The sequence below is a fragment of the Treponema denticola ATCC 35405 genome (assembly GCF_000008185.1).
Lineage (GTDB): Bacteria > Spirochaetota > Spirochaetia > Treponematales > Treponemataceae > Treponema_B > Treponema_B denticola.
Window position 1 is genome coordinate 2,346,408 of sequence record NC_002967.9, and the last position, 15,698, is coordinate 2,362,105.

The following is a 15,698-nucleotide window of genomic DNA, read 5'->3' on the forward strand; positions in this document are numbered from 1 at the left end:
GTTTTGCGTATTATGTTCACTCGCATCGGGATGTAGCCTAGGGGCTAAGGCGTCTGGTTTGGGACCAGAAGATCGGGGGTTCAAATCCCTCCATCCCGATCCTTAAAACCTTGGGATCGTAGCTCATCAGGATAGAGCAACTGCCTTCTAAGCAGTAGGTAGGGGGTTCGAGTCCCTCCGGTCCCGCTAAAAGCCGATTAAGTAGTCTTGTACGTTAACAAGATAACTTAATCGGCTTTTTTAGTACTTAATGCCCAGTTTTTTCATCTTACTTTGAAGGGTTCCCGGTTTTAAGTTTAAAAGAGCGGCAGCTCCGTCTTTGCCGTAAATTTTTCCGTTTGAGGCTAAAAGAGCTTTTTGAATAATCTCGGTTTGAGCCTCATCAAAGGGTTTAATATCTTCAGGCAAAACCTTATCTTTTTCAGTCTCCTTATTTACGGCAGGCTTTAGGGGCTTTTTTTTAGCAGCGTTTGAAATATAGAATTCTCTTGTTCCCGGCACCAAGTGCTCGGCAGGGATTTCTCCGCCTTGCGAAAGAATTGCAGCCCGCTCTACAACGTTTTTAAGCTCGCGGACATTTCCATGCCAAGGCATAGACATAAGTTTTTCGATTGCAGCCATCGAAAGGCTCGTGTTTTCAAAGCCCTTCCGTTTGCGTATATCCGAAATAAAATGTTCGGCTAAAAGAGCCGTATCGTCATCGCGTTCCCTCAAAGGCGGAAGCCTTAGCGGGAAAACATCCAGCCTGTAAAGCAGGTCTTCACGGAAGCGTCCCATCGAAACGGCCTCGGCCAAATCGACATTGGTTGCGGCTATTATGCGCACATCCACAGAAACGGGTTTTTCCCCGCCGACACGCTCGAATTTTCCGTCTTGAAGAACACGCAAAAGTTTGGGCTGTAAATCAAAGGGCAAGTCCCCCACTTCGTCCAAAAAGAGGGTGCCGCCATCGGCAAGTTCAAACCGTCCCTTCCGCAAGGCCGCAGCCCCCGAAAAGGCGCCTTTCTCATGCCCGAAGATTTCACTTTCGGCAAGGCTCTGCACAAGGGCAGAACAGTTTACGGGCACAAAGGGTTTTTCGGCCCTGTTGGAAAGCCTGTGAATGGTGCGGGCTGCCTGTTCTTTTCCCGTTCCCGTTTCTCCCGAAATTAAAACCGGCACATCAGAGGCCGCAACCAGCTTTATCGAATCTAAAACCGTAGTCCAAGCCCGGGAAGAACCGACCATATCCTTAAAAACATTTGTCGAAGCGGTGAGCAAAACATTTCTTTCGAGAAGGAGGCTTTCGGTTTTTTGAATGAGGGATTGGGATGCATCCGTTTGGACCAAGGCAACCGAAATAAGTTTTGAAATTGTAGATATAAAACGGACGATTTCAGGCGTAAAGCGGGAACACATACTGTGATCCAAGGTCATCATTCCGATAGCCTTGTCTCCTATGTAAAGGGGAGCCACCAAACAAGAATGATTTTCGGGCAGCTTCATTATTTCGTCATAGGTATCGACGTGGGGAATATTTTCATCAAACAAAAAAGCCTTTCTTTCATCTAAAATTCGGGCAATGTCTTTCCGTTTGTTTAAGTTAATCGTAAAATCGTCCAATAATTTTGAAGAAAGCGGGCCTATGGCCTTTCTTACCTTTAGAACATTTTTATCTTCAAAGCCCATCACAACGGCAAGCTCGTAATCGACCAGTTCTCTTAAAGCCTCAAGAATAAGCTCCAATGCCTGCTCGGCCGAGATGGGATTTGTTTTATTTAAAACGGATATAGCCTTGTTCATACCCTGCGATTATACCCGCATTATAAATTTTTGTCAAAAGGAGTCAGGGGGAAGTACAGCCGGCGAAGCTTCGAGGCGTACAGCCAGCGAAGCTTCAAGGCGTACAGCGGCGAAGCTTCGAGGCTAAACCCCTTTTTCGTACCATTGCGGTTTATATTCTTTTATTTAACCGCAGCGAGCGCAAAGCGTTGAGCTCACGCTCAACTTCGCAAATGAATTTTTTACCGATTTACTATTTTTTTCAAATAATTCCTACAAATATAATGGGGAGGGAAAATATGAAAAAATTAGGAGAAAATAAATGGTAAAAAGATTTGAAGATTTAACATTTACAAAACTCTCGAAGTAGGAACCACCGCCATCCATGGCGAACTGTTAACATCTTATCCTATAACCTATCTTTGCGTAGACAACCTTTAAATTTCGCTCAGAATTTTTGTTTCCTAACTCAACCAACGGATTGCCAGAAACTTTGTAACAATGCGGGATTCCAAAGGACTGCAAAACCTTTGGCAGCGCGAGGAAAAGAGATGGGGTCAAAGGGGAAGGGAAAAACCACCGCTCTGAACGGGGGGTTGTCCTTTCCCCTTTCAAAGATTATAATAAATGCAGATGCCTTTAATAACACTAAAAACAAAGCATTAAAAGGATTTTTAGAATACCTTAAAACAGGTAAAACAAAGAATGAATTTACAAGGAGGATAGAAGAAATGATACAAACAGTAAAACAAAATGAACAAGCAAGACAAGAATATAGATTAATGTCTACTTTTGAAATGGACGCTAGGTATAAAGGCTTTACGGAAGGTACTTATAACAACAAGAAAGAAACAGCTAAAATCTTAAAACAGTTGGGAGATTCGATACAAAAAATTATGCAGGTTACAGGCCTTCCCGAAGAAGAGATTGAAAAACTGTAAATTAGGGGAAGTACAGCCGGCGGAGCTTCAAGGCGTACAGCCGGCAAAGCTTCGAGGCGTACAGCCAGCGGAGCTTCAAGGCTAAACCCCTTTTTCGGAAGAAAGGTGTTTGACCTTGAAACTGCGTTGGTTGTTACCCTCCCCTATAACCCCTCCTTTCTCCAAAATTCCGCTTATGGGCTGCGCCCCTAAGAACCCGCATTGTTATCAAATTTTTAGTTTAATCCAATTTATAAAAATATTTTTCTAATTTACTATTTTTTTCAAATAATTCCTACAAATATAATGGTATAAAGGTTTTTATGAAACTAAGAAAGAAACAGCCAAACTTATGAAGCTAAAAAACTTTAATATAGCCCAGCTGCCCATTATCTACGGCTTTTTTTTGCGGCGTTCTGCTTATGATGATGATAAACATGAAACAGTGCGACAGCAGCAAAAGGCCTCTCATCAAAAAAGAGCAGTTTTCAAACAATTATCCATCATTTACGATGCCCTTTTCAATATCAGCTCGGTACCGGCATCATTTTTCTTTAATTCCCATGTTTGTCCTGATGGCATTTCCACTAACTCGAAAAGGGTTTCCCAGTTGTCCGGTTTTGTACCGGCAGCTTTTACAAGCGGCTTATTTATCTGGGCATCATAGACCTCCGGCCGAATTTTGATATCAGATGCAGCATCTAAATTGTGTGCGGTAACAAAAGCCGGATAACCAGGATTGTTTCCTATCATGAGATGATTGCCTGTAATATTGACCTTTTCCTCTAATGTAAGTTTTGCCGTGTTGTCACTTGCTCCATGCAGCCATATGCCAGATTCTCCTATGCTAGCCGTATTATTTTGTATATTTACCTTTCTTACGGTACACGTTCCTCTGTAAACACAAATACCGCCGCCCTTTGAGGATGCCGTATTAGCATTAGATGCACTATCTCCGATTACACTGTCGTTAATAATGACATTGCAGTCATCACTAGTATTACCTATATGCAAAGCACCGCCGGATTCGCTAGCACTATTTTTGATAAAAGTACAGTTTTCTATATTAGCTTTACCAGTTTCAATATAGAATGCACCGCCTTGATTTGCTTTACAGCTCTTAAAGGTACAGTCTTTAATAGATGCCTCTGCCCCGTTTCGTAGACAAATGCCTCCGCCCTGTTTTTGGGCTAACGTATTGCCGCCGCTTTCATCAAACTCACAGCCGGATAGTTCTACCGATGACAAAAGCACATCTCCTTTTCCGTAGACAGAAATACCTGCACCGTTCGCTTTTTTGTTGTCGGAGTCGACAGCCTTGACCGTACAACTCCAGATTTTTACTCTGTGTATTTTCAGCTTGCCGGGTTTGTCTGTATCCCAAAGGCAGTATATGCCGCCGCCGCTATTGCCTTCTCCGCCAGAAGCTTTAAGGGCATTAATTCCTATTTCTGTTTTAGTACTAGGGTTATCAGGGTTCCCGTTTTCATCCGTGTTGATATACAGACTTCCGCGGGTAATATTGATAGCACCGCCTGATATGTGCCCTGTGTTATTTTCGATTTTCCCGCCTTTAATGCGGACAATCGGCTGCTTGCCGAGACTAGCGCCGGCATAAATTGCCCCTCCGCCTGCACCTGTCGTTTGACAGCCCGTAATGGTACATCTTTCAAGTACTGCCTCTACACCGCCGTTCAAATATATACCGCCTCCGCCGTATGCTGTACAGGCCTCAATAACGCAGTTTTTAAGCGTCAATGTTTTTATTTGACTTGCAGAAATGGCACCGCCGTACTCAGAGGCGACCCCTTCAATACCATTCTTAAGTTTCAGGTCTTCGAGCGTGAGTTCCGTCTTATCTCCCGTTACGGTAAAGATGCGGTGAGCATTTGAACCTAACATACTTTGATTTGCATCGAGCTCAGCTCCGTTTTTACCCTTTATCGTGAGGCTTTTGTTTACTTCGATCGCACCGAAGTTGCCGGGGGCATTTGTTGCTTTAACATTACCCATGACGGTTATAACGCCGCCTTCCTGTGCGCCCTCGACGGCTTGTTTTAACTTTTTCCATGCCTTCGTATTGTCGCTTATATCGGGGATAGAGCCTAAGGTCTTCGCTTCTTTTGGCTCCGAAGAAAGGCCTTTTTTATCGGTCAGCCATACCTTGTATTTTTTGGGGAGAGCACCATCTTCTGCCAGTTCTGTGTACGTTTTAACATAGACTGTCCAGCTTCCAGGGCTAGGAGGTACGTCAAAAAGCTGATCAACCGATGATAAAAGACCGTCCGGTGGAGTTGGAGGTATATTAAATCCGGACCCATCATCCTTTACGGTAAGAGGAATTGTTTCTTCTGAGCCGCCTTCTTCCTGTATGTGAATCGCTTTGATGTCTTTATGCAAACGCTTTCCGTTCAATATAGGTGTCATGCCCACGGTTTCATCAAAACACAGTGCGTAGAACCCGCCGACTTGCGTTTTCGCTATCTTTACATCGCCGATTTCGGGCGGCGGAGTATTCACTTCAATATTTAAGCTGAACTTTTTACTGAATTTTCTGCCGTCTGTTGAAGTAAGGGTAATTTCGGGGCCTATGCCGCCGTTACTCCACTCGTGCGCCTTTAAAAATGCCTCTTTGTATGTGAGTTCGAGCATATCGCCTGTCTGTTTAAAGGTGTAGTCAGTGTTGTATCTAGGCTGCTGATCTGAAGGAAACCCGGGGAAATTGATAACTTTCCCCGCATCTAAGACGGATGTCGGCATAATGAGGGTAAAGTTTCTCGGATTACGCAGTTTTATCTTAAGCGTTACATCGTATGCAGACGGTATGCATAGTGCTCCGTCATTACTCATTTGATAGGGCTTATTGATGCTGAAGTCAATAGGAACAACTTCGCTGGACCAGTAGCTTAAAAAATCTTCAGGGTCATCCCTAAATTGTTTACAAGTTGCAAATACAACGGCAGTTGTAAGCACTGCCGCAATTGTTGTTAAAATCTTTAAAAGTTTTTTCATCACTTATTACTCCTTCTTAGGGGATTTTGTTTTTTGGATTGAATTGTTCCAATCTGAAAACATATTTTTTGTAACTGCTATCGGTGCGTTTGTATGTCATTATGGTACAGTATAGCACTTTTCGCCGTAAATTACAACTTTTTGGGATTTTTTTTGTTTAACCGCAGCGAGCGCAAAGCGTTGAGCTTACGCTCAACTTCGCAAAGATGTTTTGATTCTATCTTAAATAATACATTTTTAAATTTACCCTTGGCGTTCCTTGCGGGCTTGGCGGTTTTATTTTATATCTTCAAAAATTACAGTACTTTCACTTGGAAAAGGCTGCACAATGTGTTATAATCAGCTATTGTCTATATTTTAAACCTGATTATATCATAGACAAATGTGAGGTAATTTATATGAAGGACGATATTAAAATAAATTTGGAAGAGGTGCATAGACGGATGGAAAAGGCTTGTAAGGCCTGCGGAAGGGATCTTAAAGAGGTAAGGCTTCTTATGGCAACAAAGACCGTTACACCGGAGAGAATCTTAAAGGCCTTTGAATACGGGGAACTTTTAATAGGAGAAAACAAGGTTCAGGAGCTATGCGAAAAGTATGAGCCTCTTTCATCGGTAAAACACGAGACCCATTTTATAGGGCACCTACAAACCAATAAGATTAAGGACGTAATAAAATATGCCGACTGCATTGAGTCTGTCGACAGGCTTGACCTAGCCGAAAAGCTTAGCAAAAGACTTGAATCCGAGGGGAAGACCATGGATATTTTAATTCAGGTAAACACCTCTCAAGAAGAAAGCAAATTCGGATGTAAGCCTGAAGAAGCACTTGCTCTAACCGAAAAAATTGCAAAACTTCCCTGCTTAAAAATAAAAGGCCTTATGACAATAGGGCTTTTTTCCGATGATATGGATAAGGTGAGACTTTGTTTTAAGCTCCTGCAAAAAATTCGAAAAGAAATAACCGAAAAAAATATTCCCAATGTTTCGATGGAGGTTGTTTCTATGGGAATGACGGGAGATCTTGAAGTTGCTATCGAAGAAGGCTCAACCCTAATAAGAGTAGGTACGGCAATTTTCGGCAAAAGAAATTATCCCGATTCCTATTATTGGAACGAAAATGCAAAAATTGAAGGTTAAACTTTTTGGTTTATGTTTTTTTTCTCTTTTTCTATTTTACTCCCCTGCCCTCTTTTCCCAAGATTTTGACGCATTGACAAGGGTTCAAAAGAGGGTTGTAAACATAGAAGCTGCCGTGTCGGAAGTCGATATTTTTATAAGTGCCTATGACGGGGACACAATAGCCTATAAAGCGGAGCTCAGTGCGGGCACAAAACTTTCGATAGTTGAACATAAAAAGAAGTTAAGGTTTACCGAGATAAAACCGGCAAGCGGAAAACTTTTTATCTATGTCCCAAAATATTTTTTACTTGAATCATGCAGAATTCTTGCAAGCCATTCTTCAATAAAAATTGAAGGCATAAAGGCCGTTCATTTTTCGGTTTCGGGGAATTTTAATCGGGCTGAAATTACAGGCTCCCGTCTAAAAAACAGCCTGATTGCACTTTCAAACGGCAGCCTGACCTTTAATAGCGGGATTGTAACTGCGGCCGATTTTTGCTTAAACACCTCAACGGCAAAGATTCAAATAGCCGAAGAAAAGGCGGATTGCAACCTTTTTGTAACAAAACAAAAATGTGAAAAATTCTTATATGAGGGAGAAGCGTATACCGATAAAATTTTAGCCCTTTCGCCGTCCAAACCTAAAAAATTTATCTCGATGAGTGCTTCTTTTTCTGACATAGACTTGGGCTTTTCGGCACCTTTAAAAGAACCGGCAGAAAAATTCGATAAATACGGAGTCAGCGAATTCGGCCCCAAACCCTCTCCCAACTTGGTAAACAACGAAGCAAATTTTTTACCGAAAACCGGCAAATAAGCGATGAAAAATATACACGGACGTATATTTTTCATCAACCGATTGACAAGTTTTAAAGTTTTTGATATACTCAAAACTCTTTTAAGGGCCCATAGCTCAGTTGGTTAGAGCAGCGGACTCATAATCCGCGGGTCGCCGGTTCAAGTCCAGCTGGGCCCACTTTTCTTTTTTAAAGACTGTAATAAAGCGAAAAAAAATGCATTATACTCCCGCCTATAACAAAGAGGTGCCAGATGCTGTGTGCCCATTTTACCTTCTTCATTGCATAAAAAATACAACCGGCAGTATAAATAATTCCGCCTATAATTAAAAACTTAAAGCTTAAAAGCGGCAGCTGTTCTTTTAAGGGCTTTGCCGCAAAGATGATGAGCCAACCCATGGGGATATAGGTAATAACAGACAAAATCCTTGCCCTGCTTCCGAATATCGAGTATAAAACTATGCCCAGGACAGCCAATCCCCAGATAATACCGAAGATTGTCCAGCCGACAGCTCCGTGAAGGGCCGAAAGGCAGTAGGCCGTGTAGGTTCCTGCTATCAGTATGTAGATTGAACAGTGATCGAAGATTCCGAATACCTTTTTTGCCTTTAGCGGAAGAGCATGGTATAGGGTCGAAAAAAGATAGAGGATTATTAAGGAAGCTCCGAAAATGGCAAAGCCTACTACGTAACCGGCCTTTAAATCCGGCGGAGCATAACGGGCAGCCCTTATAACTAAAAGCACGAGGGCTGCAATCGAAAGACCTACCCCTATGCCGTGAGTTACGGCATTTGCAATTTCTTCACCTATAGAATATCTGCGTTTAATTTTTTCTTCTTTCATAACTATTTAGACAGTTTAAAAGGTTTAAGGTTGCCTATTACCTTGCAATTTTTTTTGTTTTTTATTATAATTCTATCCGAAAAGAGTGAATAAATTCCGCTTTTTTGCCGATAATTAAATGGAAAAAGTTTTGCAGGTTCATAATGAAAAAAACTAACTATTTGTTTGCAGGTATAATCGTTTTTCTCTTGGTGCTAGGTACAGCCTATTTCGCCTTAGATATATCCACTCCCATTGGTACTTCCCAAACCGTATTGGATGACGGAATGGGCGGAGGAGATACAAGATTGCCGACTTTTAGACCTGATAAGGAAATTTCGGAAATAACACTACCGCCTCTCGACTACATAGTCTATTCCGTAAAAAAAGGCGATATGGTAGGAGAAATAGCCTCCCGCTATGGGGTAAGTCAGGATGCGATTATAAGCTTAAACAAACTTAGAAACACAAGAACCCTCCAAATAGGACAGTTGTTAAAGATTCCCTCAATGGACGGAATTGTTTATACCCCGAAAAAAGGCGATACCCCTGAAAAATTGGCCGACACCTATAAAATCTCACTTGAAAAATTAGCTCTGGTTAATAACATTTCGGATAACAACGTACTAAAAGCAGGAGCTGCCATCTTTCTGCCTGATGCAAAACTTGACTGGGTAACCCTTCAAGAAATAAACGGAGACCTCTTTAAGTCTCCTATACGCGGAGGATACAGGGTAACTTCCCGTTACGGCTGGAGACGGGATCCCTTTACGGGAAAGAGGAGCTTTCATAACGGAATAGACCTTGCAACATACCGCGGCGCCCCCATCTATGCAGCCCTTCCGGGAACCATAGCCGCAACAGGTTACAGTAATGTATACGGCAATTATGTAATAATAAGGCATCACTCAGGCTATCAAACCCTTTACGGGCATATGAATTCCATTCTAACCTCACGCGGAAAATATGTTACCGCTCAAAGCAAGATAGGAACCGTAGGCACAACAGGAAGAAGCACCGGCCCTCACGTTCATTTTACTGTTTACAAAAACGGAGCAACGATAAATCCTGTCGCCGTATGGCACTAAGCCTTCTCTTTTTTTAGATCGAATTTTTTTACAAAAAAGTCAAGATTACGGTAAACAAAGATAGCCGAATAAACGCTCACAAATACTGAAAACACAAGGGCAAAGGGAATAACAAAACGAAGCTTAAAATTCTCTGCAGCCCATTTACCTATCTCTGTAAACGGCATGTAGGCAAGGCCGACAATCATCAATATGCCTACGACGGCCCAAGGCAAAATACTTACATTGGGCAGCCGGTATTTTTCTGCCTGCAGGCTTAAAAGATTGGGAATTGCAGCCTGAATTTTTACCATTGTTTTTTCCGTAAGCGCATCATCTGCCTTGGTCTGAAAAGAAGAAGTATATAGATTTGAAGCTTGCGTAAGAGCACGGACAAGGCTTCGGCATTTTTTACAACGCAAAAGATGAAAGGTAACTGCAAAAGGAACAGTCTCATGCTTATCAAGAATCATATAACGGTTAATAGCTTCATTACATGTCATAGGCCAAATTCAATTTAAATAAAACGGGATATTCGGGGCTTTCCTCTTGTCCGTAAATTCCTTGATTTTCAAGCTCGGTTTTTAATATTTTTTTTGAGCGGAAAATATGGGACTTAATCGTATTTACGGGTATACCGGTAATGGATTCTATATCGGCATAGGGCATATCATAAAAGAAATAAAGGTCGATACATATTCTGTATTTTTCGGGAAGATCGTTTACAGCCCGCCTGATTGCATTTTTTACACAGTTTTGTATTTGCCTTTCTTCGGGAGTTAAATCGTTTGTTTTTATCTCAAAATCGTCAAAGGCGGAAACGAATTCTCTTTTACGCTTAACCGAGTTTATCGCCGAATTATAGGCAATCCTCATAAGCCACGTAGAAAAAGAAGACTCTCCGCGGAATTTAGGCAGGGCCGAAAAAGTTTTAAGCATTATGTCCTGCACAAAATCTTCCGAGTCATCATGGTTTTTAAAAAAACTCATTCCCAAAGAATAGACACGCTTTTGATACTTTGCAGCAATTAGGCTGAAGGCTTCTGTATTTCCCGCAAGGACGGCCTTACATAAGAGGCGGTCTTGCACGGCTTCAGGAGATTCTTTTCTGAGTAAATTTGAAAATTTAATCATCTTTCAGCATCCCCTTTTTTGCCCTTAGATGAAATAAAATAGTAGAGCAAAAGGCCTATACCGCAGCTTAAGGGTACAAGACCTCCTAAAAGTACGTAGCTCAGTCCGTCTATGACAGAAAATAAAATGGTCAATACGCTTCCTATCATCAGCAAAAGAATGCCCGAAATAAGGCAAAAACCCGACAAATTAAATTTTATCGGAATATATGTTTTAGTTTGAATTTGACAGATTATCTGCTTGTTACGCCAAAATAAGTAGAAAAAAATTAAAACGCCGGCCATAACAATACCGACTATAGGAACAACAGCTATAATAACTTGCGCAGCCGCAACGGGTTGTCCGTTCATTTCAATTCCTCCAAAATATGATTCTATAAACCTTATTCCAAAATAACGAAGTCCTTAAAATATATGCGTTTTATACGGGATAAATTTAGAATAGAATTTATCTCGGCCAACACTTCTTTTTTAACCTCGTTTTCAGGCATGGTATAAAGCTCATATACGGTTTTTTGCGAAAACCAGTCAATAAGGCTTTTTCGGATATCTTCCTTCTTTTGGACAAGTTCTTCCTCAAAGGCCTTATCTTCAGAATTATACTCCAAAACGGGAAAAACTACAAGGGTTCCCGTGTGGATATCGGCTGTAGGAATCCTAAGCCGGCCCAAGTCGGAATAAAGGGCCTTTTTTCCGCGTATCTCCGAAGGACTTTCAGATCTTAAAACCTCATCGGTGTTTTTTTTCTTAAAAAGAGAAAAAACGGAACCTACAATTATAATAAGTACTACTGCAAAAAGCACATATTTAAGGAATTTATATAATTTTAAGCTCTTCCGGTTATTTTTAAGCATACTCAATTATACAAAATGGGAGCCGAATATTCAATAGAGACTTTAGATTATTTGCTCTGTTACTTGTTTGGTAAAAAGCCGCCTACAGGATATTGGAAAATTCTAAGATCGAATTCGTGGACGGACGCAAAAAGATGGTCAAAAATATCGGCTTGGATCTTTTCGTATTCTCCCCAGTCGGTGGTTGCAGTAAAAACATAAATCTCCATGGGAACGCCTGTAGCTCCCGGTTCAAGCTGCCGCACCAAAAATGTCAAATCCTTTCTTAAAGTATCAAGGCTTTGAAGATAGCGCGTAACGTACATCCTAAAGGTTCCGATATTGGTGAGCCTTCTATCGTTTAAGGGATGTTCCGTATCGCTGCCGTATTGGGCACTTATGTCGGAACTTTCAACTTCGGCAAAGTAGGATTTTAAAAGCTCTATCTTCCCTACCCTGCGTCTCAGTTCTTCATCCATAAATTTTACGGAAGAAACGTCCAAAAAGATTGAACGCTTGATGCGTCTTCCTCCGGTTTCCTGCATACCCCGCCAGTTTTTAAAACCGCTTTGCATTAGGTCGCTTGTCGGTAAAACGGAAATAGTCTTATCCCAGTTTTGAATTTTTATCGTATGTAAGGCGACCTCGGTAACATCTCCGTCGGCATCATATTTAGGAACCGAAATCCAGTCCCCGCGGCGAACCAAATCGTAGGAAGAAATCTGGAGGCTTGCCACAAAAGAAAGAATCGTCTCGCGGAATACCAAAAGAAGAACAGCCGTCATAGCTCCTATTCCGCTTAAAAGAGACCATGGGGACTTTCCGCTGATTGTTCCTGCAGCGATGATAAAGCCTGCAATATAAACAATTAAGATAAAAACCTGAACATAACTGCGGTATGGCTTTCCCGCAAATCGAGGTTCATTTTCGGTATAGGCTGTAAGCCCGTCCAAGAGGCCGTGCAAAAGTCTTATTATTATCCATATCGAAATAAGGCTTGCAAGTTTTTGCATAAGCCCGGCTCCAAAACTTAATTTTAGCGACAAAAAATTAAAGGCAAAAATATATATAATAAGCGAAGCACGTTCTATATGAATTTTATCAAAAATATAATCATCAAGTTTACTCTTCGTTTTGGCTGTAATGCGGGACAGTATTTTTTTTACCGTTCCTGACAGTATTTTTTTTAACACTTTATGAAGAATAAAAGAAACAATCAAAACGGCAAACAGCCAAAAAATATCGCCTCTCACAGAATCTTCCGAAAGCCATTTTTGAACATTACCCAATAAATTTTGCATAAAATACGATACCTCTTAAAATGTTACAATAAACGTTTTTTAATTCTAATTAAAATGAGTCAGTCTGTAAAGAGCTCGCATTGCCTCAAGTTAAATCTAACCGAAAAAAAAGCTGTTCTTGATTCCCCAGGCAAACTGTGTTATATTAAGCTTATGAGAATAGCTATTGTAGACGATGAAAAACTTATATGCGAGGGACTAAAAATTATCTTTCAATCATATCCCGATATTGAGGTTATTGCAACAGGCAGCAACGGAAACGATGCACTAAAAATATGCGAAGAAAAAAATCCTGAGCTTCTCCTCATGGATATAAGGATGCCGGAATGTAATGGCGTAGAAGCAACAAAAAAAATAAAAAAGAGTTTCTCCGATATAAAAATATTGATTCTCACAACCTTTAACGATACCGAATATATTCAAAAAGCCCTTCAATACGGAGCATCGGGCTATCTTTTAAAGGACAGTTCGCCGGATGTAATCTATGACGGAATTAAGGCCGCTATTTCAGGGAACATCGTTATAAATCCTGAAGTTGCAAAAACCATGCTTTTTGAAAATCATGAAGAAGCGGAAGAAAGAGTTATAAGGCCATTGGCTGAAATTCAAGACGAGTTCGGTTTAAGCCAAAAAGAAATAGAAATTATCAGGCTTGTTTCGGAAGGGCTTTCCAATAAACAGATTGCCTACAAACAGGGCCTTTCGGAAGGCACAATAAAAAACAATATTTCCGTAATATTCGATAAGACCTTTGTTTCCGATAGAACGCAGCTTGCCGCCTTTGCCTTTAAAAACGGGATTGTGTAAATTCCTAATCTTCAATTTATAATCGTTAACTTATCCCCTGCTTGAAAAAAAACTTTAGTTTGAATATAATCCAAAAATAACTTACAAGTTGCTTTGGAGTGCTTAAAGGTATGGAAACTAAATCTTTTTTTAAGAAAGAAATTGGGGCAGAAAACTTTATATTTTTAGCTTTGTTTTCTGCTTTCTTTTTTGGGGTCGGCTCGGTTATGGGCGGCGTAAATATGATTAAGACCATGATGGAAACAGGTTTCGATTTGCTTATCAATATCTGTTTGTATTTAATGGCCGTAGCGGTATTGGCCGGAGCCGTTTCGGGGCTTTTTTCGGAATTCGGAACCATCGCTTTGATTAACAAAATCTTGTCCAAACTGATGAAACCCTTGTACGATTTACCGGGAGCCTCCTCCCTCGGTATCTTAAACTGTTTTTTATCGGATAATCCCGCAATCTTAACCCTTGCCGATGACGATAATTTTAGACGTTATTTTAAACAGTACCAGCTTCCTGCCCTTACAAACCTCGGTACAGCCTTCGGTATGGGCTTGATTACCACAACGGCAATGATGGGCTTAAACATAAAATCGGCAGTTCCTGCAGCTTTAATCGGAAATGTCGGAGCCATAGCCGGAAGTATAGTTTCAGTACGCTTGATGATTTACTTTTCAAAAAAACGCTACGGAACGGAAGCCTTTGTTTCTACAAAAAGAGTTGACCCCATCCCCGAAAAAATGCGCCCAGTCAGAGAAGGCGGAGCCGGAGGAAGGTTTATTCAGGCCATGCTTGACGGAGGCAAATCGGGTGTCAGCATGGGCTTGGCTATTATTCCGGGCGTAGTAATTATCTGCACAATAGTTATAATGCTTACAAACGGCCCTAGTGCCGACGGTACATATACCGGAGGAGCCCGCGAAGGAATCGCTGTTCTTCCATGGATAGGTCAAAAACTAAGTTTTATATTGAATCCTATGTATGGCTTCAGCAGTCCTGAAGCCATCTCCGTTCCGATTACGGCACTAGGCTCTACAGGAGCGGCCCTCGGCATTGTAAAAGAAATGTCTTTCGCCGGAAAAATAAATGCAAACGATATAGCAGTCTTTACAGCCATCTGTATGTGCTGGAGCGGTTATATTTCTACCCATATTGCAATGATGGATGCCCTCGACACAAAGGAGATGACGGGCAAGGCTATTTTAAGCCACACCATAGGCGGCCTCTTTGCAGGCATTGTCGCCCACCTTATAGCCTTTGTGCTCTAAACCGATGGCAAGCATAATGATTCAAGGGACTACCTCCTCGGCGGGCAAGTCCCTTTTTTGTACAGGCCTTTGCAGAATCTTTAAAAAGAAGGGCTTAAAAGTTGTTCCCTTTAAATCTCAAAATATGTCCTCGATTTTTTTTACCACAGCTGACGGAAAAAAGATAAGCAGCGCTCAAGCCCTTCAAGCGAGGGCTGCGGGTATTGAGCCCCGTCCCGAAATGAATCCGATTCTCCTCATACCCAAAACGGACGTAGGCTCTAAGGTTATAATCTTAGGGGAAGAAAAAAAGGAGATGAAGGCAAGGGAATATTTTGAGTACAAAAAGACCTGTAAACCTATGATTTTAAAAACCTTTCAAAAGCTTGAAAAAGAAAATGATATTGTGGTCATAGAGGGAGCAGGGAGTCCTGCCGAAATAAATCTAAACCAAAACGACATTGTCAACATGGGCATGGCCGAAATGGCCGATGCTCCCGTTCTCTTGATTGCCGACATAGACAGGGGCGGCGTCTTTGCCCAGCTCTACGGAACCGTAATGCTCCTCCCTGAAAAAGACAGGAAAAGAATTAAGGGCATGATTATAAATAAATTCCGCGGAGATAAGAGCCTTTTAGATCCCGGCATTAAGATGATTGAAGATCTTGTAAAGATTCCTGTGATAGCAACTATTCCTTACATGCACTTGGAACTTGCCGATGAGGACAGCCTCATAGACGATGATAAAAGATGCAATACCCAAGCCCAAAGCGATGCCGAGCTCGAAAAAGAGCTGGATAAACTCGCTGCCCTCATCGAAGAGAACAGCGATATGGATTTTATCTTTAAGACGGCCTTTACAAAAATGTAGCAGCCTGTTTTTAAGCTT

The 15,698-nt window shown here is 41.4% G+C and carries 15 protein-coding genes and 3 tRNA genes; 10 read left to right on the forward strand and 8 right to left on the reverse strand.

What is annotated here, in order from left to right; translation table 11 throughout:
• Positions 1 to 26 precede the first annotated feature (26 nt).
• A tRNA-Pro gene (locus tag TDE_RS10900) sits at positions 27 to 99 on the forward strand.
• Between the two features lie 13 nt (positions 100 to 112).
• Positions 113 to 186, forward strand: a tRNA-Arg gene (locus tag TDE_RS10905).
• Positions 187 to 240: 54 nt separating this feature from the next.
• Here TDE_RS10905 and TDE_RS10910 read toward each other — a convergent pair.
• Positions 241 to 1,782 carry a sigma-54-dependent Fis family transcriptional regulator gene (locus TDE_RS10910; protein ID WP_002680223.1) on the reverse strand — a complete coding sequence of 514 codons (1,542 nt, stop codon included), beginning with the start codon at positions 1,780 to 1,782 and terminating at the stop codon, positions 241 to 243.
• A gap of 530 nt (positions 1,783 to 2,312) precedes the next feature.
• On the opposite strand from TDE_RS10910, the gene TDE_RS10915 reads away from it, so the two are divergent.
• A complete protein-coding gene (locus TDE_RS10915) occupies positions 2,313 to 2,702 on the forward strand; it encodes a hypothetical protein (protein ID WP_010692190.1) in 390 nt (129 codons plus the stop codon).
• A 486-nt stretch (positions 2,703 to 3,188) separates the two neighbouring features.
• Here TDE_RS10915 and TDE_RS10920 read toward each other — a convergent pair whose 3' ends face one another.
• Complete coding sequence (locus tag TDE_RS10920) at positions 3,189 to 5,693, reverse strand: right-handed parallel beta-helix repeat-containing protein (RefSeq protein WP_002680227.1); 2,505 nt, start codon at positions 5,691 to 5,693, stop codon at positions 3,189 to 3,191.
• A gap of 398 nt (positions 5,694 to 6,091) precedes the next feature.
• On the opposite strand from TDE_RS10920, the gene TDE_RS10925 reads away from it, so the two are divergent.
• The 3 genes from TDE_RS10925 (at position 6,092) to TDE_RS10935 (ending at position 7,790) form a co-directional block, all read left to right on the forward strand.
• The gene (locus tag TDE_RS10925) at positions 6,092 to 6,832 is read left to right on the forward strand and encodes a YggS family pyridoxal phosphate-dependent enzyme (RefSeq protein WP_002674311.1); all 741 of its coding nucleotides are present in this window, start codon (positions 6,092 to 6,094) and stop codon (positions 6,830 to 6,832) included.
• A complete protein-coding gene (locus tag TDE_RS10930) occupies positions 6,813 to 7,631 on the forward strand; it encodes a hypothetical protein (protein WP_002680229.1) in 819 nt (272 codons plus the stop codon). Before TDE_RS10925 ends, TDE_RS10930 begins: the two co-directional genes overlap by 20 nt.
• A gap of 85 nt (positions 7,632 to 7,716) precedes the next feature.
• A tRNA-Ile gene (locus tag TDE_RS10935) sits at positions 7,717 to 7,790 on the forward strand.
• A gap of 10 nt (positions 7,791 to 7,800) precedes the next feature.
• On the opposite strand, the gene trhA is transcribed toward TDE_RS10935, so the two are convergent.
• Positions 7,801 to 8,454, reverse strand: coding sequence for a PAQR family membrane homeostasis protein TrhA (gene trhA, locus TDE_RS10940; protein ID WP_002680231.1), 654 nt, complete (start codon positions 8,452 to 8,454; stop codon positions 7,801 to 7,803).
• Between the two features lie 143 nt (positions 8,455 to 8,597).
• Between trhA and TDE_RS10945 the strand changes: the two genes are divergently transcribed.
• Entirely contained in the window at positions 8,598 to 9,521 is a 924-nt protein-coding gene (locus TDE_RS10945) for a M23 family metallopeptidase (RefSeq protein ID WP_002667792.1), read from the forward strand.
• Here the strand turns inward: TDE_RS10945 and TDE_RS10950 are convergent.
• Genes TDE_RS10950 through TDE_RS10970 form a run of 5 tightly spaced genes read right to left on the reverse strand, consistent with a single transcriptional unit; the run spans position 9,518 to position 12,767 of the window.
• Entirely contained in the window at positions 9,518 to 10,003 is a 486-nt protein-coding gene (locus TDE_RS10950) for a hypothetical protein (RefSeq protein ID WP_002680232.1), read from the reverse strand. The genes TDE_RS10945 and TDE_RS10950 overlap by 4 nt on opposite strands.
• On the reverse strand, positions 9,993 to 10,634 hold the full coding sequence (locus TDE_RS10955) for an RNA polymerase sigma factor (RefSeq protein ID WP_002680233.1): 642 nt from the start codon (positions 10,632 to 10,634) through the stop codon (positions 9,993 to 9,995). Before TDE_RS10955 ends, TDE_RS10950 begins: the two co-directional genes overlap by 11 nt.
• A complete protein-coding gene (locus TDE_RS10960) occupies positions 10,631 to 10,984 on the reverse strand; it encodes a hypothetical protein (RefSeq protein WP_002680234.1) in 354 nt (117 codons plus the stop codon). Before TDE_RS10960 ends, TDE_RS10955 begins: the two co-directional genes overlap by 4 nt.
• A 32-nt stretch (positions 10,985 to 11,016) precedes the next feature.
• A complete protein-coding gene (locus TDE_RS10965; RefSeq protein ID WP_002680235.1) occupies positions 11,017 to 11,487 on the reverse strand; it encodes a flagellar basal body-associated FliL family protein in 471 nt (156 codons plus the stop codon).
• 59 nt (positions 11,488 to 11,546) lie between these two features.
• Positions 11,547 to 12,767, reverse strand: coding sequence for a mechanosensitive ion channel family protein (locus TDE_RS10970; protein WP_002680236.1), 1,221 nt, complete (start codon positions 12,765 to 12,767; stop codon positions 11,547 to 11,549).
• A gap of 153 nt (positions 12,768 to 12,920) precedes the next feature.
• On the opposite strand from TDE_RS10970, the gene TDE_RS10975 reads away from it, so the two are divergent.
• The 3 genes from TDE_RS10975 (at position 12,921) to TDE_RS10985 (ending at position 15,680) form a co-directional block, all read left to right on the forward strand.
• The gene (locus tag TDE_RS10975) at positions 12,921 to 13,574 is read left to right on the forward strand and encodes a response regulator transcription factor (RefSeq protein ID WP_010957210.1); all 654 of its coding nucleotides are present in this window, start codon (positions 12,921 to 12,923) and stop codon (positions 13,572 to 13,574) included.
• A 110-nt stretch (positions 13,575 to 13,684) separates the two neighbouring features.
• Positions 13,685 to 14,830 (forward strand): CD0519/CD1768 family membrane protein, encoded by a 1,146-nt coding sequence (locus TDE_RS10980; protein ID WP_002688425.1) that lies wholly within the window; start codon positions 13,685 to 13,687, stop codon positions 14,828 to 14,830.
• Between the two features lie 4 nt (positions 14,831 to 14,834).
• Positions 14,835 to 15,680 (forward strand): cobyric acid synthase, encoded by an 846-nt coding sequence (locus TDE_RS10985; RefSeq protein ID WP_002680240.1) that lies wholly within the window; start codon positions 14,835 to 14,837, stop codon positions 15,678 to 15,680.
• Positions 15,681 to 15,698 lie beyond the last annotated feature (18 nt).